This is a genomic window from Spirosoma luteum DSM 19990 (genome assembly GCF_000374065.1).
Taxonomy (GTDB): domain Bacteria; phylum Bacteroidota; class Bacteroidia; order Cytophagales; family Spirosomataceae; genus Spirosoma; species Spirosoma luteum.
Genome location: NZ_KB893312.1, coordinates 1 through 26,611 on the forward strand (window position 1 = coordinate 1; position 26,611 = coordinate 26,611).

The 26,611-nt window shown below is 51.2% G+C and carries 24 protein-coding genes; 15 read left to right on the forward strand and 9 right to left on the reverse strand.

The features are described from left to right. The 5 genes from B156_RS30115 to B156_RS0127005 form a co-directional block, all read right to left on the reverse strand. A partial coding sequence (locus B156_RS30115) for a transposase (RefSeq protein WP_018622926.1) occupies positions 1 to 210 on the reverse strand: 210 nt, incomplete at its 3' end. A 99-nt stretch (positions 211 to 309) separates the two neighbouring features. Continuing rightward, positions 310 to 3,468, reverse strand: a complete 3,159-nt coding sequence (locus B156_RS0126990; RefSeq protein WP_018622927.1) for a M64 family metallopeptidase — start codon at positions 3,466 to 3,468, stop codon at positions 310 to 312. 114 nt (positions 3,469 to 3,582) lie between these two features. After that, positions 3,583 to 4,032, reverse strand: coding sequence for a hypothetical protein (locus B156_RS0126995; protein ID WP_018622928.1), 450 nt, complete (start codon positions 4,030 to 4,032; stop codon positions 3,583 to 3,585). Between the two features lie 494 nt (positions 4,033 to 4,526). After that, positions 4,527 to 5,426: an LD-carboxypeptidase gene (locus B156_RS0127000; RefSeq protein WP_018622929.1), complete on the reverse strand. Its 900-nt coding sequence runs from the start codon at positions 5,424 to 5,426 to the stop codon at positions 4,527 to 4,529. A gap of 80 nt (positions 5,427 to 5,506) precedes the next feature. After that, on the reverse strand, positions 5,507 to 6,493 hold the full coding sequence (locus tag B156_RS0127005) for an ion channel (RefSeq protein ID WP_018622930.1): 987 nt from the start codon (positions 6,491 to 6,493) through the stop codon (positions 5,507 to 5,509). A 115-nt stretch (positions 6,494 to 6,608) separates the two neighbouring features. Here B156_RS0127005 and B156_RS30120 point away from each other — a divergent pair, with 115 nt between their 5' ends. The 5 genes from B156_RS30120 to B156_RS0127025 all read left to right on the forward strand — a co-directional run bounded on the left by B156_RS30120 (position 6,609) and on the right by B156_RS0127025 (position 11,190). Further along, entirely contained in the window at positions 6,609 to 8,027 is a 1,419-nt protein-coding gene (locus B156_RS30120; RefSeq protein WP_018622931.1) for a Na+/H+ antiporter, read from the forward strand. A 43-nt stretch (positions 8,028 to 8,070) separates the two neighbouring features. After that, positions 8,071 to 8,193, forward strand: a complete 123-nt coding sequence (locus B156_RS32465) for a hypothetical protein (RefSeq protein ID WP_281167543.1) — start codon at positions 8,071 to 8,073, stop codon at positions 8,191 to 8,193. Positions 8,194 to 8,373: 180 nt separating this feature from the next. Beyond that, positions 8,374 to 9,330: a glycosyltransferase family 2 protein gene (locus tag B156_RS0127015; protein ID WP_018622932.1), complete on the forward strand. Its 957-nt coding sequence runs from the start codon at positions 8,374 to 8,376 to the stop codon at positions 9,328 to 9,330. Further along, a complete protein-coding gene (locus B156_RS0127020; protein ID WP_018622933.1) occupies positions 9,324 to 10,127 on the forward strand; it encodes a polysaccharide deacetylase family protein in 804 nt (267 codons plus the stop codon). Before B156_RS0127015 ends, B156_RS0127020 begins: the two co-directional genes overlap by 7 nt. Before the next feature lie 358 nt (positions 10,128 to 10,485). After that, on the forward strand, positions 10,486 to 11,190 hold the full coding sequence (locus tag B156_RS0127025) for a class I SAM-dependent methyltransferase (RefSeq protein WP_018622934.1): 705 nt from the start codon (positions 10,486 to 10,488) through the stop codon (positions 11,188 to 11,190). A gap of 18 nt (positions 11,191 to 11,208) precedes the next feature. Here the strand turns inward: B156_RS0127025 and B156_RS0127030 are convergent, their stop codons facing one another. After that, complete coding sequence (locus B156_RS0127030; protein WP_018622935.1) at positions 11,209 to 11,535, reverse strand: DciA family protein; 327 nt, start codon at positions 11,533 to 11,535, stop codon at positions 11,209 to 11,211. A gap of 282 nt (positions 11,536 to 11,817) precedes the next feature. Here B156_RS0127030 and rpmH point away from each other — a divergent pair, with 282 nt between their 5' ends. The 5 genes from rpmH to B156_RS0127055 all read left to right on the forward strand — a co-directional run bounded on the left by rpmH (position 11,818) and on the right by B156_RS0127055 (position 15,869). Further along, a complete protein-coding gene (rpmH, locus tag B156_RS0127035) occupies positions 11,818 to 11,985 on the forward strand; it encodes a 50S ribosomal protein L34 (protein WP_018622936.1) in 168 nt (55 codons plus the stop codon). A gap of 79 nt (positions 11,986 to 12,064) precedes the next feature. Next, positions 12,065 to 12,451 (forward strand): ribonuclease P protein component, encoded by a 387-nt coding sequence (locus B156_RS0127040; protein ID WP_018622937.1) that lies wholly within the window; start codon positions 12,065 to 12,067, stop codon positions 12,449 to 12,451. Between the two features lie 66 nt (positions 12,452 to 12,517). Continuing rightward, positions 12,518 to 14,191, forward strand: coding sequence for a S41 family peptidase (locus B156_RS0127045; RefSeq protein ID WP_018622938.1), 1,674 nt, complete (start codon positions 12,518 to 12,520; stop codon positions 14,189 to 14,191). Between the two features lie 82 nt (positions 14,192 to 14,273). Then, entirely contained in the window at positions 14,274 to 14,960 is a 687-nt protein-coding gene (tsaB, locus tag B156_RS0127050; RefSeq protein ID WP_018622939.1) for a tRNA (adenosine(37)-N6)-threonylcarbamoyltransferase complex dimerization subunit type 1 TsaB, read from the forward strand. Between the two features lie 126 nt (positions 14,961 to 15,086). Further along, the gene (locus B156_RS0127055; RefSeq protein ID WP_018622940.1) at positions 15,087 to 15,869 is read left to right on the forward strand and encodes a type III pantothenate kinase; all 783 of its coding nucleotides are present in this window, start codon (positions 15,087 to 15,089) and stop codon (positions 15,867 to 15,869) included. Between the two features lie 71 nt (positions 15,870 to 15,940). Here the strand turns inward: B156_RS0127055 and B156_RS0127060 are convergent, their stop codons facing one another. Further along, positions 15,941 to 16,135 (reverse strand): type II toxin-antitoxin system antitoxin, encoded by a 195-nt coding sequence (locus B156_RS0127060; RefSeq protein ID WP_018622941.1) that lies wholly within the window; start codon positions 16,133 to 16,135, stop codon positions 15,941 to 15,943. Between the two features lie 77 nt (positions 16,136 to 16,212). Further along, on the reverse strand, positions 16,213 to 17,019 hold the full coding sequence (locus B156_RS0127065; RefSeq protein WP_018622942.1) for an SPFH domain-containing protein: 807 nt from the start codon (positions 17,017 to 17,019) through the stop codon (positions 16,213 to 16,215). 314 nt (positions 17,020 to 17,333) lie between these two features. On the opposite strand from B156_RS0127065, the gene fucP reads away from it, so the two are divergent. The 5 genes from fucP (at position 17,334) to B156_RS0127090 (ending at position 25,412) form a co-directional block, all read left to right on the forward strand. Next, positions 17,334 to 18,590: an L-fucose:H+ symporter permease gene (fucP, locus tag B156_RS0127070; RefSeq protein WP_018622943.1), complete on the forward strand. Its 1,257-nt coding sequence runs from the start codon at positions 17,334 to 17,336 to the stop codon at positions 18,588 to 18,590. Between the two features lie 120 nt (positions 18,591 to 18,710). Further along, complete coding sequence (locus tag B156_RS0127075) at positions 18,711 to 19,502, forward strand: L-fucose dehydrogenase (RefSeq protein ID WP_018622944.1); 792 nt, start codon at positions 18,711 to 18,713, stop codon at positions 19,500 to 19,502. Positions 19,503 to 19,521: 19 nt separating this feature from the next. Beyond that, on the forward strand, positions 19,522 to 20,535 hold the full coding sequence (locus B156_RS0127080; RefSeq protein ID WP_018622945.1) for a zinc-binding alcohol dehydrogenase family protein: 1,014 nt from the start codon (positions 19,522 to 19,524) through the stop codon (positions 20,533 to 20,535). Between the two features lie 409 nt (positions 20,536 to 20,944). Then, complete coding sequence (locus B156_RS0127085; RefSeq protein ID WP_040586469.1) at positions 20,945 to 24,091, forward strand: SusC/RagA family TonB-linked outer membrane protein; 3,147 nt, start codon at positions 20,945 to 20,947, stop codon at positions 24,089 to 24,091. Positions 24,092 to 24,101: 10 nt separating this feature from the next. Beyond that, positions 24,102 to 25,412 carry a RagB/SusD family nutrient uptake outer membrane protein gene (locus B156_RS0127090; RefSeq protein WP_018622947.1) on the forward strand — a complete coding sequence of 437 codons (1,311 nt, stop codon included), beginning with the start codon at positions 24,102 to 24,104 and terminating at the stop codon, positions 25,410 to 25,412. Positions 25,413 to 25,489: 77 nt separating this feature from the next. On the opposite strand, the gene B156_RS0127095 is transcribed toward B156_RS0127090, so the two are convergent. Further along, a complete protein-coding gene (locus B156_RS0127095) occupies positions 25,490 to 26,566 on the reverse strand; it encodes a Gfo/Idh/MocA family protein (protein WP_018622948.1) in 1,077 nt (358 codons plus the stop codon). Positions 26,567 to 26,611: the final 45 nt, after the last annotated feature.

Genomic DNA, 26,611 nt, shown 5'->3' on the forward strand with positions numbered 1-26,611 from the left:
ATTACTTTTCCATTGGTCAAAGTAATAATAAACGGCCTGCCAGTGGGGCCATGTAGCGGGCAGGTTACGCCACTGTGTGCCCGTACGCAGCAACCATAAGATGACGTCCACAACCTCTCNAAGGTCAACTTTTCGTTTGCGTTTGAGATTAAAAAAAGGCGAAATTGCGGCCCATTGAGGGTCGGTCAGTGGCTCCCACTGTTTGGTCATTACTTTGCATTTTGGTCGATACAAAGTTGACACGATTCTCAATCCTCTTCAATTCCCAAACACGTTCTAAAGGGTGAAATGAGTTGTATGGTGCTGTTATCAAGTTTCAGTACCATCTTCATTCAGTAATTGTTTTACTCTATCCAGCATAGTTTGAAGCCTTTCTGCTTTCTCTGGCTGACCACGTTTACAGCAGGTAGTGACAAACTCCCTCAGCCATTTTACCAGCCGTGCAATTTCCTCCCGCTCCTCTGGATGTTTTTCAGCCAGACGATCCAATAACTTTTCTAGTTGCTTCTGCACCTGACGGGCATGACGACAGTCGGGGTCCTTATCTCCTCCCCCATTGTTGTCATCCTTTTTGCCGGGATGGTAGATGAGGCCAGTGAAAAAGCGATACCGTGTTACCATCGCTCCAGCAGGTGTTGTTGCCATCACGACCGCCGAAGCCGGGTAAACGCCTAATTGGTAGGTATCCTCAAATACTCCCTGATATTGCCCGTAAACGGTTTCGGTCAGCGAAATAATTCGGGTTGTGCCGTCGGGCCGGGTAACGCGAGCCTCAATTGGAGCATCAAGCTTCACCGGTTGTCCATACAGTGTTGGTTCTAGCGTTACTACCATAGGTGAGCCGGGCGTATATGAACTTTGAGCCAGAAAACCACCGAGCCGAAGGTCGCTACGCGCTTTGGCCATCACGGAGTAGTAAAAATTCACACTCGTTTCGGCTGTAGTGCCATGGGTGAGAACCGATCTGCCTTTGCGGCTCGCCAACCAAACCCGCCACCGGCCAATGTGCGCTTTGGGACGGCCGGGGAACGCTGGAAACTGGCATCGGAAGTACGCATGTCCATTTCCCGAAACGAAAAGAATATTCGGGAACGTGCTTCCGGCATCTCCAGGCCGGATTATAGTGCCATCAGGTGATTCCAGCCATACCTCTATGCCAGGATAGGAGGAAGCCCGGCGATACACGAGTATAAAGTCAGCGGCCACGTCCACTTCGCCAATGTACACGTCTGTTGCCTGTTCCGAGCCGGGCGTCAATACATTGGTTGGGTCCTGAACAAACGCTTCATCGGCAACATCACTCAGGATTTGCACGTAGAGTTTTTGCAGCAGGAATTCCCGGTCGCCAGCCAGTTCACCCGTAATTTGGGCAACGCCATTGGTTACCGATGCCAGTTGGATCAGTTTGTCTTCAAGTTGGTTTAATCCCAGGCCCACGGCAAAGACGCGCTGTCGGGGCATTTTGGCGGCAACAGCCGTACTGGCGGCAGGAATATCCGGGCTGGTGTTCTGTATGCCGTCTGTTAGTACCACAATGGCTCTCGCCGTGGCAGAGGCTGAGTCCAGCACATTGCTACCCAAAATAGTCCCTCCACCAATAGACGTATTACCCGATGGCGTTAGATTGGCCAGGGATAGTACCCCGCGAGCGGATGCTCTGCCAGCACCTGTTGCCGGATCGCCAGCAAGGACCAGTGGCTGGAGAATATCCCCCGGATTATTGGCAACCTGGTTGAACCGGACTACGCCGATTCGGTCATTATCTTTTAGCAGAGCTATGTACAGGTTTGCCGCCTGAATCGCCAAATCCATTTTTGACGCTCCTGGCACCCCCGTCGGTTCGCTCATACTTCCCGACCGGTCAATGACTAAGACTGAGTCCACAGCGGGCGGATCAATGGCTCTGGTACTCAGCGACAGGCTGGCGGAGGTAGTAATTGGGTCATCGGGTGTCGTAACCGTTAGCATTCCATTAAAGTCGGGTCCACCGATGGCGGGAGAGCTGAAAGCCACGTATACCCGCCGACTGGTAAAAGGCTGTGTGGCCGTAGGGGCTGGTAAAGTAAAGGTTAGATTGGTTCCCGGTGCATAGTCAAATCCAGGTGGCGGACTCGAGAGGGTTACTCTAAGTTGAGACGAGCAGGTTGTTCGGAGGTTGTTTACTTCAAACCAACGGTACATGGTGAGCCGTCGGCCAACGTCGCCAAAGTTCAGTGTTAGTGGTCCATCGGCCGTTTGAATCTGCATACGGGCCGCAGGTGTGCAACCAACAGCCAATAGATCTATGCTCAGAGTAGGCGCGTTACTGGTTAGTAAAATTGTACCACTTCGCACTCCATTGGTGAAAACCGGACCGAATAATACCGTTATCGTCTGACTGACTCCTGGAGCCAGATTGGCTATGGTGGCCGGGGAGACCGAAAAATTAGGGCTACTGCTGGCCAGCGTAATTCCCGTAACCGCCACACTCCCGACATTGCTTATCTCGAAAGGTAGACTAAGCGTTGAGCCAGTACCCACATTGCCAAAATCAAGTGCCGATACTGATGCTGCCAAGGCCGGTGCGGTGCTGAAAAAAGGACGTAACCGATTAATTACAGCTTCAGCGCACACGCGGCAATACGGTTTGCCGGAGTCGCGCATGCGGCAGGTATAGGCAGGCCGGTAGTACCCGCAATGGTAATAGCCAGCCCCCTCAAACAGTCCGATTTCCAACTCGTCGGCTCTGACGTTGGGTCGTAAATCGCACGTGGTACAGTCGGGGTTCTGCATCGTAGGAACAGGGGTAAGGGGGCCTATTAAATGGCCCCACTTCAGTCCTGCCAGATTGCCGTTAGCCGTAATGTTTGGCTCCATGGGTTCTCCCGCCGGGGCGTTATTCCGGTCTGTCTCACTACTGCCGCACCCTTGATAGGTACTGTATTCATCGGCCAGCCCGAACGCTGCGTGACCAAGCTCATGCATGACCACATCCAGCCAGTCAGTACTCAAGGCAGTGGCGAAAACGTTTCCCGAGGCACAGCCGCCCCGCTGGGTACTGTTGACCAGTACAGCGGCTGCGTGCCACTGGGGTAGTTGTGCGTTTAACGTGCTGCGCACCAGCCCCCAGTCGAGACCCAGGCAGCGACGCGCACCAGACGTGCAGTAGGAAGCATCGAAAAAGGTAGCGGCCGTAAAGGCTGTGGCTGTTGACATATCTGGGCAGGTGGCCGGATTATCTGCCCCCGTATCAGTAGACCTGACATTCAGCCGGTGGATATTGATTGACGCCAGCAACCCTTCACTGAACCACGGTTCGGCTTGAAACTGGTTCACGATAAGCTGACACCGATTGTTGAAGTCCGTCTGGGCTGCGGCCGTGGCCCCTTGGAAACCTTCAGCTACGATGACAATATTAAACCGTTGGTTGTCCGGACCATTGTCCATAATCTTGGTCAGTCCCAACACCTGTCCATCAGAAGCAGCCATACCGTTTTGTGGTTTAGGATTAGTTGAACTTGGAGGAAATTACCCGTTTACCAGGCGATATTATAACGTCTCATTTAATGAGCAGATAAATGGATGTGCAAGGGAAAAGACCCTTCATTTTGGTGAGTCAGGCATCTTCAGCACTGTAGGATTCAGACGCTTCCGTTTGTCAGCTTTTTTTGTTTCTCCTGCCGGGTTTGAGAATAGGCGTAGTTCCGTAATGTCCGGCATGTCGGGCATGAGTATTTCAAGTTCAATAATGTGCGGTGCGGGAGCAAGTCGGTTGATGGCTCCACCTTCCTCAAATTGCTCCATGCCTGCTAATGGATCGGGCATAATCTCACGCTGATAAACCTTGCCTTTGCTGCTACATGCTTCGATCCAGAAACCCAGGCTATTTTCGCCGTCAGGTAAAACCTGAGGTGCGGGCAGCGTCATGCTTTCCACCCGAACCTGATTGACAATTTTCCATTCGTTTTTATCCCAGCGGAGGGTGACCCGATTAACGGCACAAGGGTAGTTTACGGCAACCAGCCTGGAATCAGAAGCGTCTGTAATAGGCATAGCTTTGTCGGAGAGAAATGATTGTGTAATACGCCTTACTTAGAAATTAACGAATTGAAGTTCCTTTTTTACAGGGCCATTACCCTACCTCTTTTCGCTTATTCCGTTTCTTAAGATAAATGTATCGGAAGCGATTATGTGTACTACGAATCTTTGAGTAACCGGCTGATAAACTTTTTACAGGACTTCGCCTTGGGGGTAAGTATGGTTAGGAGTGGGGAATAGATAGGCCAAAGCGGTGAAGGTACTTGAAGAGAAGCCTATCGGGATGCAGGAGGAGTTCATGGTCAGCCTGATAAATAGGCTTAATCATCGTTTATTGTAGTCAATACATAAATGCAATGACGCAGGGACGTTCTTCAGGGCTAAGCGGTCTGGCTGACATGCAGCAAACACTGGCCATTACCGGCTCCGACAAAGTAATCCCTGTGAGCTATCGGCAAGTAGCTGCGCACTAACCCCCATTGGGCCAGAATAACCAATACCGTCATCAATCAAAAATTAATCTGCCCCTTCGTCTTTTGCACCACTAACTCAACCGATTTCCCGATGGGCAGTGCCAGATTGTGCGCGACGTGACCCGCCGGAAAATCGAACAGGATGGGATACGAATAGTCGGCCACCGCATCGGCAATAATCTCAGCCGAATCTTTATTGAATGGCAGCGAACTGTTGGTACGCATGTCGGTAAATTGCCCGACAACCAAACCCGCCAGATCACGCAGATGTCCGGCACGCCGGAGTTGGGTCATCATCCGGTCGAGGGAAAAAAGTGTTTCGTCGATGTCTTCAATGAACAGAATTTTACCGCCAAAATCCAGGTCGGTTGGGGTTCCGACGGAGTTGACCAGCAGGGTTAGGTTGCCGCCCACTAATTGCCCTTCGGCCCGGCCTAGTCGGTTGAAGGGGTGAACAGCCACCCCATAATGGGTGGGTGCTTCGCCAAACAACCATTGCCGGACAGACTCCTGGGATGCGAACCGGTCGGGGTCGCCAAATTGCCGGGGCATCAGGCCGTGCAGACTAACGATGTCGTTTTTTTGCAGCAAGCTTAATAGCACCGTTACATCGCTGAAGCCCACCAGCCACTTCGGGCTGGCTCGAATGCCGGTTAAATCGAGTCCGTCAACGAGTCGGTAACAGCCATAACCGCCCCGTGCAGCCAGTACTGCCCGCACGTCGGGATTGTCGAAAAGCCGCTGGAGATCGGCCCGGCGCAGGTCATCGGAACCGGCAAAAGGACCGTCGATAGCGTGCAGGCTATCGCCTTCAATAACGTTCAGGTGCCAGTCGTCGCGCAGGATTCGTAGTCCTTCGGTAAGTTCTTCGTAGGGAAACCAACTGGCGGGGGCTACTACGCCAACGGTATCGCCGGGGCGCAGAAAAGGAGGCATAATCACGGGGCTATTTTTAGCGTAAAATTTATGTGCGTGAATATAGCTGTTGGTTAGGTGCGCCTTATTTGGCCTGTTTCTCAATTCAACTCAACCTCTTCGGTTTCGTCGAGTTTATCCAGGTCGAGTTCGGTTTGATGTTCACGGTCAAACATGGGTCTGAACTTATGGCCCCAGCGTATTTCGCTGTAACGGTAGGAAAAACGCGTGTGTACTGTTTGTACAAACGTGTCGTCCAGTGCCTGTAGGGAAATCAAAATCTCCGCATCGGACTGCTCTAGTTCCTCGGGGGTGCAGCCATACAGCGGGCTTTTGTCCGTGATAGGATGGACCAGCGTCCAGTTGGCAGGAAAGAAAGCAACTTTGTTTCGTTCCAGATTCAGGGGGTAGTATTTTCGGGTAAGTATGCCATCTGGCTTGGGTTCCAACCGGGAGAGGGTTGTGGTTACCTCAATGTTTATCAGTTGATTGGCGCGGGTGTTGATAATGCGAAACATCCAGGCATTAACGTCCAGATAGGGGGCGAAGACCGCATTCTTTGAGAAACGGATATGGGCTACCGGCCGGGAAAAGCGGCCATATAACAGTCCGGTGGCCAGTGCAAAACTCAATAGGCCAATCATGGATTCAAAAGCGGCAATGCAACTGGTCAGAAAGCTACTGGGCGAAATATGCCCGTAGCCAACCGTAGTAAGTGTTTGGGCACTGAAAAAAAAGCATTTCCAGAAGGGTCCGTTCAGCAGTTTATCGTCAATACCCGTCAGTGAACGGGCATCAGCCAGCATATAAGCACCCGCAAATAAGGTGTTGGTAACGATATATGCACTCAGGAGCCAGGCAAAAAACTGGCTCCAGCGCATCGTAATCAGTCGATTATAGATATTCAGCCGGTCCCAAAGCGAGCCGTTGACCCGTACCAGATTGAAACTGCCATCCTGATTAACCAGCCGCGACTGAGCGTTGGTCAGCGTGGTGCCGAAACCGAGGTCGTTGCGCTGTTTTTCCTGCTCAACCAACTGACTATTTTGGGGAGCATGATTGAACAGACGAGGCTTTTTTACATTCATACGCGGTGAGGCCGTCAATTAATTAGGTGTTAATGATAGGTCAGCTTACAAAGTTATATCAAATTTGCCGGGCTATTGGGTAGGTAACCCGATTCGCCCTCCATTCCGTTTCCTGATGAATCCCACCGAACTTGTAACAGGCTTACTGGGCATAACGACATTATTGGCGGCTGTGGCCCGGCAAACGCGAATATCGTATCCCATCCTGTTGGTCATTGTTGGACTGCTTATCGGTTGGATACCTGGCCTTCCTCCCGTTGTGCTTGCTCCGGATACTGTTTTTCTGATTTTTTTACCGCCTTTGCTGTACGCTGCGGCCTGGCAAATCGATAACAGGGAACTGAAATTGTACAGTCGACCGGTTTCATTGCTGGCGGTTGGGCTGGTTTTATTTACGGCTACGGTAGTGGCCCTGGTTGCGCATGCCATCATTCCCGGATTTTCGCTGGCTCAGGGTTACTTGCTGGGGGCTATTGTGGCACCACCCGACGCGGTGGCGGCTTCGTCGGTAACGCGGGGACTCAACGTGCCTAAGCGGATTATGACGGTTCTGGAAGGCGAAAGCCTGATCAATGATGCCAGTAGCCTGATCATTTACCGCTATGGGCTGGCGGCCATACTGACCAGTCAGTTTGTTTTGTGGGAAGCGGGCCTGCAGTTTATCGGGATTGCGCTGGTGAGCGTAAGTATCGGACTGGCCATTGGCTGGCTCATGCTTTGGGTACACCGGGCCATCGGTAAAGATACCGTTACCAGTACCGCCGTTACCCTGCTTACACCTTACGGCTCTTATTTGATAGCCGAAAATTTTCATCTATCGGGTGTGCTGGCCGTGGTTACCACCGGCCTTTTTCTGTCGGTTCGTATTTCAGAACTGTTCACAGACCAAATTCGGCTGCAAACAAATGCCGTTTGGGAGGTGGTTATTTTTCTGTTCAATGGGTTGGTTTTCATCCTGATTGGCCTGCAACTGCCCATGATTGTTGCTAATCTGAATGGCTATACCCTGCCCCAGGCAGTTGGATATGCGTTGATGGTTAGTGCAGTGGCCATCATTTGTCGACTGGTTTGGGTATTTCCGGGGGCTTATTTGCCCCGTTGGTTTAGTGCAGATATTCGAAAAAAGGAACCTAAACCGAGTTGGCAACAGGTAACCGTACTGGGATGGGCGGGTATGCGGGGCATTGTATCGCTGGCTGGAGCGCTGGCCCTACCCAATACCCTGCTTAATAGTCAGCCGTTTCCGGCTCGTGATCTGATCCTGTTTATCACGTTCATCGTTATTCTGGTTACCCTGGTTTTGCAGGGGCTAACACTACCCGTACTCATTGATGTACTCCGGGTGCGGGAGCAAATAGATGAAAAAAAGGAAGAGCGGATGTTGCGCCGAAAGATGGCTCAACAGGTTATTACACACCTGGAAGCCAATCATTCGGCGGGGTCGGTACACGACGATGTACTGAGTTACGTAAAAAACACGTACGAATTACGCATTAATGAACTGAACGGGATGCTTCGGGCATCAACCCGCTGAGCTGTATAAACAGGCGATTCAACTGCAGCTGGAATTGATTAGTGTGGAGCGAACCGTGCTGAATGAGGAACGCATGAGTAGCCTGCTGGATAGTGAAAGACTCCGAAAAATGGAACAGGAGCTAGACCTCGAATCGGCCCGGCTTTCGCTCGTCCGACCCGAATGATAGACTAAGGTGACTCTCGTGCATGACAACGCATTCTGTTCCAGAGGGTATAGGGCCAGAAAATACTTTCGTATACTGGTATATAGGATAATTTTTAGACAAAAGATAAGTAAATATACTTATCTTTATCCCCAATTTAAGGATTATTCACGTATTAGTAGTTGAATCGGTTTGCCGTATATGAGCGTTCATTCGGGTATGATTAGTCTGGTAATACCAGCGTTTAACGAAGAGGAAAACTTACCCACCCTTGTTCACCGGCTCATGGCCGTAATGGATCAATATGATTCGTACGAAATACTGCTTGTCGACGATGGTAGTTCCGATCAGACCCGCTACGTTCTTCGGCAGTTGAGCCAGCAATATCCCGTTATCCGTTATTTGTCGTTTTCCCGCAACTTTGGTCATCAGATGGCTTTGCGGGCGGGGTATGACAATGCCCTTGGGGAAGCGGTTATCTGTTTGGATGCCGATTTGCAGCACCCTCCCGAACTGATTCCTGCTTTGGTGGACAAATGGCGGCAAGGGTACGAGGTCGTTTATACCGTTCGTCGACCCGACCCTACGTTATCCCTCTATAAACGAACCACGTCCAAATACTTCTACAAGCTACTTCGCACCGTATCAAATCTCGATATTGAAGATGGTGCGGCTGATTTCAGACTGCTGGATCGTAAAGTGGTAAACACCCTGAAGGAATTCAAAGAAAACGACTTATTCCTGCGGGGGGCCATCTCCTGGGTTGGTTTTCGGCAGTGCCGGATACTGTACGAACCAGCCGCCCGATACGCAGGGCGGTCCAAATACTCGTTCCGGAAAATGCTCAAACTGGCCGCTATGGGTATTACCTCTTTTTCTACCCGGCCCCTTTATCTGTCGGTATTACTCGGTTTCGGGATGTCTTTGTTTGCCCTTCTCTTCGGTGCGGAAGCCATGTATGAGTATTTTTTTACCAACGCTACCGTATCGGGCTGGACAACACTGGTTGTGCTCACTGTGCTGATTGGCGGTGTTCAGTTTATTATGATTGGTATCATTGGTGTTTATTTGGGGAAAACATTTGTTGAGGTAAAAGGCCGACCGGCCTACATCATCAGCGATACCAGCGAAATTGAAGAAACTGTTACGATATGGTAAGTACCGGCAAAAGAGCAAGGAGTATTTTATTCACCGTTGATGTAGAGGAGTTCGATACGGCCCTTGAATTTGGGCATGACATTTCGCTAGACGAACAAGTGGCAGTTTCAACGAAGGGATTGTCCTTACTGGCCGAACGCTTCGATGCCCTTGATACCCCGGTTACGCTGTTTACAACGGCCAATTACGCGCTTCACGAACCCAAACTGATACGGACGCTGGCGCAGAAGCATGAAATTGCGTCGCATGGCTACTTTCATACCACGTTCGAGCCCGCCGATCTGCTCAAATCCCGGCTGGCACTGGAAGCCCTGCTAAACCAACCGGTAACGGGATTCCGTCGGGCACGAATGGGTTATGTCGATCCAACTGATGTACAGCAGGCAGGCTACGCCTACAATTCGTCCCTTCACCCCACCTGGCTTCCGGGGCGTTATAACCATTGGGGCGAATCCCGGCACCCGTTTCGCGAACGGGATGTCTGGCAAATTCCGGCTTCGGTAACGCCTACCCTGCGGCTGCCCCTGTTCTGGCTGAGTCTGAAAAACTTTCCGTTTGCCTATTACAAATTACTCTGCCGCCAAACACTGGAAGCCGACGGGTTTCTGAATCTTTACGTCCATCCCTGGGAGTTTACGGATTTATCGGCCTATGAGAAAATTCCTGCCTACGTGCGTCGGCATTCCCGGAATGTACTACTCGACCGGGTTGAGCATCTGTTGCGCTACCTGAAGCCAATGGGGGAGTTTAATACAATGGGTACTTTTGTACAGCAGCTCAAAACAAACACGCCTTAATCGTCATTTGCGTTACTTTGCCCAATGGTATCTTTCTTTGAAAAGCCACTCTTCAGCGACTTTCGATTCATACTTGTTGCCTGCTTACACTGGTTGGCAGTGACTAAATTTCCTTCGCGGAAGGTTCCGGTAAGAACCAGATTTCCTGTTGTTGACCCGGATATTTTATTCGGCACAAAGGGGTTATATGCGCTTTACCCGGCTCAACATTCCCTCCATTTCCACCACGCACCAACGTTTGCGGCTCTTACTTCCTGTGCAAATCCTACTTCCACGCAGGAGCCTTCTCAACGGATGTTGGCAGTAGGGAAGTCAGTTTTCCCTTGACAATACACAAATCAAAAAACCAACTATAAGTATGGCAAAACAAACCTGGCTGGATTTCTGGCAGAAAGAAAATGAGTTCGATGACTCCATGTCAATGAACTACGCTTATTTTCTGGCAAGGGTCGAAAAATACATCCCGTTATCGAGGACACAGCGGGTACTGGACATTGGATCAGGCCCGGGTAACCTGGAGGATGCGTGGTTCAGCCGGGTTGCCGAAATGCACGGACTGGATATTTCAACGCGCTATAATGAAATAGCCCGTAGTAAACACGCTGCGCATCCGGGCATCTATTTCCATGATTTACCCGCCGATGATTACCTGAATTTTGGCGTAGTTGCCAACCAACAGTTCGACGTGATAATCGTGATGAGCGTGGTGCAGTACTATAAGAGTGCGGCCGACGTAGAAACGCTGATCAGGAACATTAAGCAGATAGCGGCTCCCGGCGCCAAGGCCCTCATTTGCGATTTGATGGTGGGCGGTAGTGTGTTCAGCGATATTCTGAGCATCATGGGACGTTCGCTCAGGCAGGGGCAATTACTGTCGATGCTACGGTTGCTGGTTCGGTTGCGTTTTTCTGCTTACTATACCGTTCGTAAAGAAAATGGCTTTCTTGTGCTGTCCCGGCAGGAGTGGCTGGATATTACCCGACGGGTGGGCGTGGCAGCTCATTTTGTTGATGAACCACTCACCCTGCAGCAGGAACGAATGAACTTACTAATTCAATTCTGATCGCACTGGCAGGATAATTCAAATAAATATAACATCGTCGATTACCTCCGTGCCCATGTCCTTGTTGACCAACTGAACAAGCTTCTGTTTAGCGTTGACGAGCTCATTGCGGAGCGGAGCCGAGGCAATATCAATGTACAACTTACGGTCGCGAACGTAAAGCCGGTTGGTACGGGAGGCAATGGCTGGGCCCATCATACGCCCCCAAAACGCTTCGAGATAGGTTTCGTTGAAGCGGGTCTGGAGTTGGTAGGTTTTTAATAATTGCCCAATAGCATCCTTCAGGGTTGTGGTTCCGGCAACACGGGTAGCGTTGTCGCGGTTATATCGGTAGGGCTGGTTCATGGGGGTGGCGGTTAGTCACTGCGCAAAAGTAAACAATGATTGAATTCAATGAATGAGCACTGGCCGGGGAATGTCGAAAAAATGTGCTAACGGGTGTAAAAAGCAGGCAACGTCTCAGGTAAACGCCTGACTTTTAGAGAAAGATTGCTTTGTCTGAGAAATTAATTTACCCAGTCTGTGCATTTGTCCTGATTTTGTAAAACCGCAACTTGGTAAACTGGTATCATTCGCCTATCTTTGCGGACTCATTTGGAAAAATACAGGTTTTAGGCAATATAGATCATGAAAAGAACGTACCAACCATCGAATCGGAAGCGGAAAAACAAGCACGGTTTCCGCGAGCGGATGGCTACTGCCAACGGCCGTCAGGTGTTGGCACGCCGTCGTGCCAAAGGGCGCCACAAATTAACCGTCTCGGACGAGAAGAAAGGCGAACGCTTTAAAGTTTAATCAGGAAGTCAGTTAGCCAGTCGGTTAGTCATCCTGTATCAGTTACTGAATGACTTATCGACTAACCAGCTGAACCGTTATGCCGCAAACCTTCACCAAATCGGAACGGCTTTGCAGCAAAAAAATTCTTGGTGAATTATTTAAGAAGGGTAGTGCGTCTGTCGGGACGTTCTACCTTTTTCCGTTTCGGGTCCTCTATCTACCCCAACCCGAAAGCAACGATTCCTTACCTTCCATTGTCATTACGGTACCAAAACGACTCTTCAAACGGGCTGTCGACCGGAATCTCATCCGTCGGCGGGTGCGGGAAGCGTACCGGCTACATAAAAGCCCGTTTGACTTAAATTCATCCGGTCCTTCGTCTATTGCTTTTCTTTATACGGCCAAGCAGATAATTTCGTTTGAAGAGATAGAAAAAGGTATGAAATTAGCAATAGCAAAATGTGCAGCGAAGACCAGGCCATGAAGCATGCCTATTTCCAGTGCCTCCTTCTTCCATGTACATGCCTCACTCTTCATTTTGAATCCGCCTATGCGCTTCTCTAAACGCTTTACCCTTCTGGCCTCATCAGCGCTCATAGCGGGCGGTATTGGCTTCTTTTCGTTTAAGAACGACGACCGTTTTTTTGAAATCGCGCGTAACCTCGATATCTACGCAACGCTGTTCAAGGAGTTGAACCTGTATTACGTTGACGAAGTGAATCCAAACCGGATGGTTAAAACCAGCATCGATGCTATGCTGAAGGCCCTTGATCCGTACACGAATTTTTTTGCGGAAGACGAGATTGAGGACTACATGACCATGACTACCGGCCGCTACAACGGTATAGGAGCACTCATCGGCCACCGGCAGGATAAAAATATCGTGTTGATGGTGTATGAAGGAACACCCGCCGAAAAATCAGGACTGCGCATTGGTGATGAGGTGGTTAAGATTGATGGGGTTGACATAACCCGCAAAGATCGTGACGGTGGGCCGATGGACCCCGGTAAGCTGCTGAAAGGACAGAATAACACCGCCGTAAAGATAACGGTGATGCGGTATGGACAGAAAGCACCAGTCGAACTCAGCGTTGTCCGCGATGTGGTGAAGATGACAAACGTTCCCTACTACGGGATGATTTCGGAGGATGTCGGCTACATTGACCTCAAAGACTTCACGGCAACGGCTTCCCGGGAGGTCCGTTCGGCTTTCCAGGAGTTGAAGACGAAGGGAATGAAAAAACTTATTCTCGACGTTCGGGAGAATCCAGGTGGACTGCTGAACATGGCCATCGACATTTCCAATATTTTTATCCCGAAAGATTCTGAAGTTGTTACCACAAAGGGAAAAGTAACCGAGTGGAATAAGACATATACGGCCATCAATCCGCCCATGGACCTGGAAATGCCCATGATTGTGCTGGCTAATAGTCATAGCGCATCAGCCGCCGAGATCGTGTCGGGTGTTATTCAGGACTACGACCGGGGGGTGCTGGTTGGGCAGCGTACATACGGCAAAGGGCTGGTGCAAACCACCCGTGAACTGTCGTTCAACACCAAGCTGAAAATAACCACCGCTAAATACTACATTCCCAGCGGACGCTGCATTCAGGCTATTGATTATAGCCACCGCAACCCCGACGGCAGCGTGGGGAAAATTCCGGATTCGCTCAAAACGGCTTTCAAAACAAAAGCGGGCCGGACCGTGTACGACGGTGGCGGTGTATTGCCCGACGTACTGGTAGAAGCACTGCCTCCCGTACCGGTAGCCCTCAGCTTGACCAACAAGGGGTTGATTTTCGATTACGCCGTAAAATACCACTACGATCACCCCACCATCAAGCCCGCCCGCGAGTTTCGCCTGACCGATGCCGAGTACGCAGAGTTTACCAAGTGGCTGAGCGATAAAGAATACGACTATACAACACAGGTAGAAAAAGACCTGGGTACACTCGAAGCGTCGGCCAAGAAAGAGAAATACTTCGATCAGATTCAGGACCAGCTAAAGTCGCTCAAGACCAAAATGTCGCATAGCAAAGATGCTGATCTGAATACGTTTAAAACGGAATTGAAAACCCTGCTGGAACAGGAAATTGCCGGACACTATTACCTGCAGCGCGGCATCAAGGAAGCCTCCTTCGCCACCGACCCTGAAATGAAAGCCGCCCTCAATCTGTTCAAGGATATGGGCCGGTATAGTACCATCCTGAAAGGGACAAAATAATTATGAATGATAAATTATAGATGATCAATGATTGCTTTCGAGCCGTCATTCATCATCTATAATTTATCATTCATCATTTACAATGCTTATTCTCTCCATAGACACCTCTACTGCCTGTTGTTCCGTTGCGCTGCATCAGGATGGCCTTCTGCTGGGCTGTTACGAACTCTTTACGGAGCGCACCTCTGCGGCTATGCTCACAACACTCATTCGGGATGTTGTTAGTCATGCGGGTTACGAACTTGCCCAGCTTAATGCCATAGCGGTTGCCAAAGGGCCGGGTTCGTACACGGGGCTGCGTATTGCGGTTTCGACCGCAAAAGGGTTGTGCTTTGCGCTGGATAAGCCACTGCTGGGTATTAACACACTACAGGCAATGGCCGCCCAGGTCCAGCCTTACTTTTCGGCTGAACATCTCCTTTGTCCCATGATCGACGCCCGGCGCATGGAAGTGTACTGTGCCTTTTATCAGCCCAGTGGCCAGGAAACCCAGCCCACATCGGCCCAGATTATCGACGAAACCTCATTCGGGAACTGGCTGGAACAGGGGCCAGTGGCTTTCTTTGGCGATGGGGCTGCAAAGTGCCAGAGTATCCTGGAGAAGCATCCAAACGCGTTGTTTTTCGATAAGAACGTAGTCCCTTCGGCCCGTACGGTCGGGCAGTTGGCAACAGTGGCTTTTGACGGAGGACAGTTTGATGATCTGGCTACGTTTGAACCATTCTACCTGAAAGACTTTATGACTACACAGCCCAGAAAGTTAGTTTGAGCGTGCTGTGTAAATGACCGCCCTGGGTGTGCTATCGGGCAAAAGTCGGGATGAGTAAGCATAATTATACGGGAATCTGCGGTTTTTCTCCTTACTTCGCCCCTACAACCGTCTATTCTGGCTACTGTGCAGATAATCGTTGATATTGGTAATACTGACGCCGTTTTTGGGCTTTATAACCAGAACGCCTGGCAACACATCTGGCGCACTCCCGCCCGGAAAGATGAACATGCCGGGTCCTACGAAGGAAAACTGAGACTCTGGCTACTGGAAGCCAATATAGCACTGAGCGATGTGCAGACAACGGTTCTTAGCAGTGTTGTTCCTGATCTTACGCCCACCATGCGGGCGATGCTAAACGAATTGTTCGGCTTCGAATCCATTGTTGTTGGTCCGGGTGTTTACCCATTGCTACCCATTGAGGTGCTGCGTCCGCATGAGATTGGGGCCGATCTGGTTGCTAATGCCCTGGCTGCTCACACGCGTTACAAACGGACTTGCGTAGTCGTGGATTTTGGTACGGCCCTCACGTTTACAACCGTTTCTGCCGAGGGTAAAATTCTGGGTATTGCCATTGCACCGGGCCTTAAAACGGCAATCCGTTCCCTGTTTGCCAATACGGCCCAGCTGCCCGAAGTGCCCATTGAAATTCCCGCGTCGGCCCTTGGCACGAGTACAACGCATGCCATTCAGGCGGGGGTAATGCTGGGTTATGAAGGGCTGGTTCGCTCCCTGGTGAGCCGGATACAGGCTGAATTGGGTGGTGACTGCATTGCTGTAGCTACCGGTGGTTTATCGGGTCGAATTCCGTCTCTACGGGATGTATTTGTCGATATTGTTCCATCGCTGACGCTGGAGGGCGTTCGTCTTATTGGGGAACTCGTTACAACCCAGTTAAATGCCCCATAAATAGGTCACGCCGTATTTTATATCGGTAAATGCCGGATAGCCAGTCGACTATACCCTAAGGCTTATTCTCGTTATACCATATCTGGGCTTTCAGGAGACTCATTGTTAGAATTTTGTCCGCGTTTTTTCCGCTTTCGAAGAGCATCATTGAGCAAAAATTCAATTTGCCCATTCACACTTCGAAATTCTTCCTGTGCCCAGCGTTCCAGTTCTTTCAGTGTTTCGGGTTGAATCCGCAGAACAAATGCTTTCTTTTCAACAGCCATATTTTGTAAGAGGAGGTTAGCAGTGAGGAGCTATCCGGTGTAATACCATACCATTAGATAGCTCCTCACGCCCAATACTAATTGTACAAGGTGCCTGCGTTGACGACGGGACTAACGGATTTCTCTCCGCACAATACAACCAGCAGATTGCTGACCATGGCCGCTTTTCGTTCCTCATCCAGTTGCACCACGTCCTTCTCGGCCAGTCGGGCCAGGGCCATCTCTACCATGCCAACAGCCCCCTCTACAATCTGCTTTCGGGCCGAAACAACCGCCGTTGCCTGCTGACGTTGTAGCATGGCCCCCGCAATTTCGGGCGCATACGCCAGGTGGCTGATGCGGGCTTCCATGACCTGAACCCCCGCCTGCCCAAGCCGTTCGTCCAGTTCCTGTTCCAGAAATTTATTGATCTGACCCGTATTATCCCGTAGCGTTACGGCTTCGTGTTCGTCTTCCATGTTGTCGTAGGAATGGGAACTGGTCAAAAAACGCACGGCTGCCTCGGACTGGATCTGCACAAAATTCACGTAGTTATCCACGTCGAATAACGCCTTGGCCGTATCCGTCACCTGCCAAACGACCACGGCTGCAATTTCGATGGGGTTACCCATTTTGTCGTTCACTTTAATGGTTTGCCCGTTCAGGTTACGGGCACGCAAACTAATTCTGGTTTTGCTATAAAGCGGATTTACCCAGCGCAGGCCACCCTGCCTCATGGTGCCAGCGTACTCCCCAAAAAGGGTACACACCATGGCTTCGTTTGGATTGATGACGGTTATGCCGATAAACAGCACAATCGATACAAATAGAAACAGAACGGCCAATATGATGCTAAATTGGATAGCTACTGCCCCACCGGCCAGCAGCAGGCACACAACAGCCATGAATAACACTCCATAGCCAGAGATTGAAGTAAGTGGTTTTTCTTTCATGTTCGTAGACGTTTATTATCAATAATTCGGTATCATTTTGATATCACAATGATAGTAACTAGCCGAATCGGTTGTTCGCAAAGTAGAGGAACGGTCCGCAAAATCCATGAGTGGTTCCCGTTGGTCATCAACCCTGTTCCAGCCAGCTGAGGATTAAAAAATGAGTGGCTGAGTTTACCCTTGCCGGGTAAATAAGGGCGATAGTTTACTTCTTAACCACAGTTGCACCAACTGGCAAACTATCTCCCTAAACTGTACTGATTTACGTGTCTAAACCAACTACCCGATACGCTGTTATTTTAATCACGGTACTATTTTTTCTTTGGGGATTTGCGCTGAACCTGAACCCTATCCTGATTCCCCACCTGAAAAAAGCCTGCCAACTGAGTGATGTACAATCGGCCCTTATTGATTCGGCCTCGTATATCGCTTATTTCCTGATGGCCCTTCCGGCGGGACTATTTATGAAGCGGTACGGCTACAAAGCCGGTATTACGCTGGGGCTGCTGTTGTTTGCGGGCGGTACATTTCTATTTTATCCGGCCGCCGAAACCCGGCAATTCAACTTTTTTCTATTATCCCTGTTCATTATTGCCACGGGTTTAACCTTACTCGAAACGGCCGCGAATCCGTACATCACGGTTCTGGGCGATGAGGAATCCGCTACGCAGCGGCTCAACTTTGCCCAGTCGTTCAATGGGCTGGCCGCCTTTCTGGCCCCCCTGGCTGGTGGCGCGTTCATACTTTCGGGTCGGAACGTGTCTGTTACGGAGCAACAGGCCATGTCGATCGGGCAATTCCAGGCTTATCTACAGGAAGAAGCCTCCTCGGTACAGGTTCCCTTTCTGATTATCGGGGGCATTGTGCTGCTGGTAGCCCTGCTTATCAGCCGCACGGCCCTGCCCGTTATCGACGAGGAAGACCCGCTTGTTTCGCCAAAAGTGAAGGGTTCGATTCTGGGCCAAACGAACCTGGTTGTGGGGGTAGTAGCGCAGTTTTTCTACGTAGGTGCCCAAGTGTGTGTGAGTAGCTTTTTCATTCGATTTGTGGGTCAGGTGGCTGACATCGGGGAAAAAACAGCGGCTTATATGTTATCCGGTGCGTTACTGGGTTTCATGGTTGGTCGTTTCTTCGGTACGTTTCTGATGAAATACGTGTCTCCACCCCGACTGCTGGCACTGTATAGCCTGCTGAATATCGGCCTGTTGGCCATAGCCGTATTTGGCAGTGGAATGGTACCGGTCTACGCGCTGATTGGGGTCGAGTTTTTCATGTCCATCATGTTTCCCACTATCTTCGCTTTGAGTATTCGGGGGTTAGGGTCCCAAACCAAACTGGGTTCTTCGCTGGTTATCATGGCCATTGCCGGGGGAGCAGTGTTCCCGGTTATTATGGGGCAGGTGTCTGACCTGAGCAGCATGCAAACGGCCTATCTGGTACCCGCCATTTGTTTTTTACCGATTCTGTACTTTGCCGTTAAGAACTTCGCCGTTAAAAACGTACAGCTAACGGCCGCTCATTAATAGTTTCTCTGTTTAACACAGATAATGATTTTTATCATAGGTTAGTAGTTAGGAAAGCCCCCGCCGGCTTGAGCGGGGGCTTTTTATTCGTTGTCAGGAACTAATTTGTTATGAACAGATATGGATTTACACTTGCAGAATAAAGTCATTATTGTCACTGGCGGGGCCAAAGGCATTGGCGAAGGTATCGTGAACGTACTGGCCGCCGAAGGAGCCATACCCGTCATTGTTGGGCGAAACGAAGCCGATAACCAGAAAGTTGTCGACGAAATTGAAGCGGCTGGACAACAGGCGTTTCAGGTCGTTGCCGAATTGACTAAACCGGAAGAATCGGAAAAAGCAGTTAGTGCTGTACTGAAGCGGTATGGCCGGATAGATGGGGTTGTGAACAATGCGGGAGTGAACGACGGAGTAGGGCTTGAAACCGGCAATTACGATGCGTTTATCTCGTCTCTGCACAAAAACCTGGTTCACTATTACCTGATGGTGCATCACGCACTACCCGCGTTGAAAGAATCAAAAGGGGCCATTGTCAATATAACCTCAAAGACGGCCGACACCGGGCAGGGTGGAACCTCTGCCTACGCAGCCGCCAACGGGGGGCGCAACGCCCTGACCCGTGAGTGGGCCGTTGAGCTGTTGAAATACGGCATTCGGGTCAATGCCATTGTGGTGGCCGAATGCTGGACCCCTCTCTACGAGCGCTGGATTAAAACATTACCCAACCCAGATGAAAAACTGGCGTCTATCGTGGCGCACATCCCGCTGGAAAACCGGATGACAACCGCCGAAGAAATTGCCAATACCACCGCTTTTCTCCTGTCGGATTGCTCCAGCCATACCACCGGGCAACTTCTGTATGTAGATGGCGGCTACGTACACCTCGACCGCGCTTTAGCCAATGCTTCCTGACCATTTCCCGCATAAATTTATGAAAACGTTAGTCTGCACAACGCCGGGTCAGTTCGAGTATCAGCCTGGTGTAAAACCGGAGTTGACACCGGACCATGCCATCCTGCGCATTCGTCGAATTGGTATTTGTGGCACGGACCTCCACGCATTCGAAGGAACGCAACCCTTCTTCACGTACCCCCGCATCCTGGGGCACGAACTGGCGGGCGAACTTGTAGCGGCTGATAATGCACCCGGTTTTAAACCCGGCGAAACAGTAACGTTTATCCCGTATTTCAACTGTGGTCACTGCGTTGCCTGCCGGGCTGGCAAAACAAATTGCTGTGTCAGCCTGCAGGTGTCCGGCATTCATATGGACGGGGGGATGGTGGAGTACTTGTCGGTGCCCACTTACTCGCTGGTACACGGCGATGGCCTAAGCGTTGATGAACTAGCCCTGGTGGAGCCATTGTCCATTGGTGCCCACGGCATTCGTCGGGCCGATGTGCAACCCGGCGAATGGGTACTTGTGGTTGGAGCGGGGCCAATCGGCTTGGGCGTAATGGAGTTTGCCCGCATTGCGGGAGGGAACGTTATTGCCCTGGATATTAATGAATCACGTTTAGCTTTTTGCCGAAATAAGCTACACGTTAATCATACGGTTTTAGCTACGGATGCGAATGTAGTTGAGCAACTGGCTATGATTACCAGTGGCGATATGCCAACCGTTGTTATTGATGCAACGGGTAGTCTGCGGGCCATCAACAATGCATTTCAGTACATGGCCCACGGCGCACGGTATGTGCTGGTAGGGTTACAAAAAGGCGATGTCTCGTTCAGTCATCCCGATTTTCATAAGCGGGAAGGGACATTGATGAGTAGCCGAAACGCTATGCGGGCTGATTTTGAACACGTTATTGCTTCTATAAAAGACGGGCAAATAGACCCAACTACCTACATTACCCACCGGGTACCATTCGGGCAGGTACGTGACGATTTTGCGGGCTGGCTCGACCCCGCCAATGGTGTTATCAAAGCCATGGTAGAACTGTAACGCCTTACCGTTCTACCAGTAATACGCTACTCCTTCTCTGCTTTTTCAATGTGGCTTGCCTGCTGTAGAAATCCAGCAGGCAAGCCACATTTGCTTGCTGGTCGCGCCAGTCCCATCGAATTTACCCGTTACGCTTTGACGCAGGGAGCAATGGTACAGAAACTCGTTCCTTAAATACTTAACAGCTTCTACGCCCGATTTTGCTGATTGCAAGACCCCGCTTGTTTAGAAAAAGTTAGGATTTATCAGGTTCTGGCTGCTGGTTCTCTGGAGTTGATTGGCCCAGACGAAGAGCCCGTAATTGTTCCTGTTTTAATCGTACCTTTCGCCGTTGAAAAAGTTGATTGTATCTGGTTTTCACAAAATTTTATTCCCTATGTCAACTAAATACCTACTCATTATTCGGAGCATGTACCTTTTTTGGTTAGTCTGTATAGGGGCTACCAATGGACTGGCACAAAGCACCCAATACGTCGCTAAAGGGCAAGTAACAGACCCGGAAAAACAATCTCTTCCAGGCACTACGGTTGTGGTTGTTGGCACCACAATTGGCACTACCACCGATGCTGATGGTAACTACACACTACCTTTCTCGGTTAAACCCGGCCCGGTCACCCTGGTCTTTACGGCTATTGGGTATGAAACGCTGCGAAAGGTGATTACCGTTGGCACCGTTGAGCAACTGGTGGTCAATGCTGAACTGGTAGCTGCGACCACGAACCTGGATGAGGTGGTCATAACCGGCTCTACCTTATCCGCTCCGAAACGGGAGCTGGGCAATGCCATCAGCACCATTAAGGCGGACGCTCTGAAACAGACCGGCTCTGGTAACCTGATCAACTCACTACAGGGGAAAGTGCCGGGTGCCCAAATCACCCAAAACTCCGGCGACCCGGCGGGTGGAATCAGCATCCGGTTACGGGGTATCAAATCGCTGGTTGGTTCGTCGGACCCGTTGTACGTAGTGGATGGGGTGATCGTGAGTAATGCCAGCACCAACGTATCACAGATTGCCCTGTCCAGTGATGTAGGCAATGCCAATGTGGGGCAGAACCGGTTGTCGGACATCAACCCGGACGATATCGCTACCATAAACGTCGTGAATGGGGCGGCTGCCGCTGCTCAATACGGGTCGCGGGCGGCTAACGGGGTCGTTATCATCACAACCAAGCGGGGGCAAACCGGCAAGCCACAGGTCACTTTCACTACCTCATTCAACATCAATGAGTTGCGCAAAGGCGTGCCGGTCAATACGTATGGCAAACAGTTTGGCTTTGCGGCCCTTCGGTTATATCCTATTGGCGGCATATCGGCCGCGCAAATTGCGGCCAATCCCGGCGTAACGACAACGGGTATCTATCGGGATGGAGCCACTACCCCGTTAGCCACAAACCTGGTGGATGTGCAGCGGTATAATTACTTCGATCAGATTTTCAGAACGGGCTACGGGACGGACAATAACCTGTCCGTTTCGGGCGGACGCGACAACACGCAGTACTACGTATCACTCGGCTATCTCAAAAATCAGGGTATTATCAAGGACACCGATTTTACCCGGTACAACATCCGCGCCCGCGTCGACCAGCGGTTGACGAACTGGGCCAAGCTTTCGGTCGGGTTGAGTTATGCCAATAGTTTCTCTAACGAGAAAGCAAACGGCAATGTGTTCTACAGCCCAATTAACTCGGTTAATATCACCAATAATATTTATGATATTACCCAGCGCGATGCGGCTGGCAACCTGCAGGCGGTGGAGCCAACGCGGGTAAACCCGCTATCGGCCATCGAAGACATGAAGTTTTCGCAGTCGGTGAGCCGCACCATTAATAGCTTTCAACTGAATCTGACACCCATCAGTGGGCTGACGGTTGACTACATCGTAGGTGTGGATGCGTACTCGCAGTTTGGTAAAAACTACATTCGGCCTTATCCCTACCAGGCGGTTGCCGGTTTGCCCGCAGCCCGTTATCCGTTTGGTTTTGCGGCTACGGCCACCAATCAGGTATTGCAATTCAACAACGATCTGAATGCCCAGTATGAGCGCCAGTTCAACGAGAAATTCAAACTAAACGCGGCCATCGGCTACAGCTATCAGTACTACCAATCCGATTACTCGATAAATAGCGGGCAGAACCTATCACCGTTTATCGAAACGGTTAGCGGAGCCAGCAACACCACGTATCAGGTACGCTACGACCTGGACCGCTTTGGCCTGAGCGGGGTATTTGCGCAGGCAACCCTCGGTTACCGGAATCTGGCCTTCATCACGGGGGCCGTTCGGCGTGACCAGTCGTCTAAATTCTCGCCCACGCAAACCAATCAGTACTACCCCAAAGTGAGCGGGTCGTTCATCGTGTCGGACCTGGATTTCTGGAAGAACCTCTCGTTCAGCAACGCTTTCAACAGCATCAAAGTACGGGCCAGTTATGGTGAAGCGGGTAACCTGTCAGGAATTGGTTCCTACGCCCGTTTCTATCAGTTCAGCCCGGTGGGTTTCCTAGGCAGAAACACGGTAGTGCCGGGCACGCAGCTGGCCAATCCCAACGTACAGCCCGAGCGGATGCGGGAACTGGAAGGTGGTGTCGATCTGGCCTTTTTGAACGGTCGGATAAGTTTGGGCGCAACCGTATACAATCAGCAGATCAGCAACCTGGTTGTAAACCGGACGGTGGCACCCACTACGGGTGGAACCAGTATCGTCAACAATGTGGGATCGATGGAAAATAAAGGGCTTGAGATTGTGCTTGACGCGACTCCCATCAAAACCAATGATCTCATTTGGGATGTCACTTTTATTTACAATCAGAATCGCAACAAGGTACTCGACCTGGGGGGCCAGCCAATTATCAGCCCCGATGCTTCTTCGGCTTCGGGAACGCCGGTTAACCTGATTGTGGGTCAGCCGGTGGGCGTATTCTACGGTACGGCGTACGCCCGTAATCCAGACGGATCATTGATTTTGACTTCTTCCGGTTTTCCACAGTCTGAACGCGCATCGTCGCAGGCCAACGGGGCTATCGACTACATACCCGCGCGTAGTGGCGATGGTACCGTAGATGTGTCCAAACCAACAGCCAACGTCATTATCGGTAATCCAAACCCCAAATGGACCGGGTCGTTCAGTACGAATTTGACGTACAAAAAACTGGCCTTTCATCTGTTGCTGGACATGGTTCAGGGCTCGGATGTGTTCAACGCTGATAAGCGTACCCGGCAGGGAGTTGGCCTGGGTGACTTCGCCGAACAGGAACTGCGGGGCGAACTAAAACGCGGGTATATCTTCGGTATCTACAACACGCAGGAGTTTCGGGTCGATCCGGGTTCGTACACCAAACTGCGCGAAGTATCATTGAACTATACACTGCCCACATTAATCAAAGCCATTAGCCGCCTGACGGTAGGCGTGGTAGGGCGCAACCTGTATTCGTGGGACAAATACACCGGCTTCGACCCGGAAACCAACGCGGGGGGTAATAACGACCTGCTGCGCGGTATCGACTTCGGTAATGTTCCCATTCCCCGCACCTACCAGTTCAAACTGTCGGCCACTTTCTAAAACTGAACGTATGAAACCACTACCTATAGCCATAGTAACTGGCCTGCTTTTGTCGCAGTTTGCCTGTAGCAACAAGGAATACCTGAACCCCAGTACCATCAGTCAGTCGCAGGCGGTTAGCTCACCCGATGGATTGATGACGCTTTCCAACGGGCTGCAATACCGATACACAACCGGGGGAGCGCTGAGTGTGCTCTACGCCCGAACGGCAGGAGCAGGATTGACCACCCGCGAACAATTCGTGCTCAACGTAGGTAACCTCGACGAAGCCAACCTGGCCCTCGGGGCCGCTAATGTCAGCAATATTAACAGCGTAGTGCGCAATCTGTGGACGCAGAGCCACCTGGTCCGGTCAAATGCCGAATTGATTCTGGCTAATACGGGCGTCGTGGCCGAAGCCGGTACCAAAAGTGGAATTGTTGGCTACGCATCCATTTTTCGGGGATTGTCACTTGGTACGTTGGGGTTGTTTTTTGAGCAGTCGCCCATTACAACCGGCGATAATGTTCCGTTTGTTCCTAGGGCGCAGGTGTTTATAGAAGCGATCAGTACGCTCGAATCGGCCGCCACGCAGGTAGCAGCCGCACCCGTGACGGCTAACTTCACGGGTAAAATTGTGCCGGGTATCGATATTCCCAATACCATTCAGGCTTTGATTGCGCGCTACGCCCTGTTTTCGGGGGATTATGACAAGGCGCTGGCGGCTGCTGCTAAGGTTGACCTGACAAAAAAATCGGTCTTTAACTTCGACGACAATACCCGAAATCCATTGTTTGAAGTTACGTTCGGCAACCTCAACGTATTCCAGCCGACCAACGCCAGTCTCGGCCTGTCGGGCGCCCTGGCACCCGATGCGGCTGATAAACGAATCGCCTTTCTAACCAGACCCAGCACTAATGTAGCCGTAGCTCCCGTCATTGCCACGGCTTTCTATACGGCAAACAATGCGGCTGTTCCGGTCTATCTGCCGGGCGAAATGCTGTTGATTCAGGCGGAAGCCTACGCCCGAAAAGGAGATCTGGTCAACGCGGTAGCTGCGCTGAATAAAGTGCTGACTAAAACAGCCGCTCAGGATGCGTTTGGTATTGGTGCTGGTTTGTCCACCTATGCCGGTGCCCAGACGGCTGATGCGATTCTGACAGAAATTTACCGAAACCGCCAGATCGAACTGGCTTATCAGGGTTTTCGGCTGGAAGACAGTCGCCGGTTCAATCGGCCGGGGCCGGGTGCTGCCAATGCGGAGCGTAACCGTAATTTCTTCCCTTATCCGCTGACGGAACGGAACAACAACACGAGTACGCCCGCCGATCCGGCTAACTAAAAAGATATAGGAATAAAAGATGAAAACGTGACGATAGCGTCAAGGAAATTTCTTTAACGCTATCGTCACGTTTTATATTACAGCTTCACCGGTAACCCCGTCCTGGTCGATTCGTAGATAGCCTGAAACAGCGCGACAACCTTACGGCCATCCTCTCCCGTTACCATGGGGGGGCGTTTCTGCCGGATGGCATCCCGGAATTCGGCGATTTGCAGGCCAAAGTAATACACCGTGGCGTCGATGGTGTTGAAGAAGGCCGTGTCTTCTTCGATGAATTTAGCCAGATGCGTTTCTTCACCGGGAACAGTCCATAAATCATTGACGGGAGGATCGGTGATGCTCGACCGTCCGGCAATGAACAGGGCACCGCCATCCGTCTGCACCCCGACCGAGGCACCGTTCTGCCCATGCACGTGGACTTTGCCGAAAATGCCGGGCTTCTGCGAGTTGCTGACGATGATGTTTCCCAACCCGCCGTTTTTGAATTTGACAATGGCCAGCGCCGTATCGTCCACCTCGATATACGGGTGGTTCAGGTTACTCCAGACGCCGTACACTTCGTCGATATCACCCATGTACCAGCAAAGCAAATCCAGTTGGTGGGGCGACTGGTTGACCAGCACGCCACCGCCCTCGTCGGCCCAGGTGCCGCGCCAGGCATCGCTTTTGTAGTATTCTTCATCGCGCCAGCCGAGCATTTGAATGGTGCCGAGTACCGGCTTACCGATTTTTCCGGCATCAATGGCTTCCCGAATCCGCATGGAGGGTGCGTAGAATCGGCGTTGGCTAATTACGCCCAGGTACCGGTTACTGCGCCGGGCCGCGTCAATCATGGCGTCACAATCCTCCAGCGTAGAGGCTAAAGGCTTCTCGACTAGCACGTGCGAACCAGCCTCCAGCGCAGCAATGGTTGGTTCGCGGTGGGCGGGGTGCGTAGTGCAGACAAGGCAAAGGTCTATCTTTTCCCGCTCCACCATTTCGCGCACATCGGTATAGGCTTTGATGCCGTACTGCCGGGCGAAATCATCGGCTTTATGGAAGGTGCGCCCATACACAGCTACTAACTGGGTATTGGGCGTTTGCAATGCGGCTTTGGCGTGCAAATGAGCCACTTTGCCGGGGCCGATAACGGCAATTCGGAGGAGAGCAGGCATAATTGTTCTAATCGTATTCCAACCAAACACGCTGGAATGGGGTCA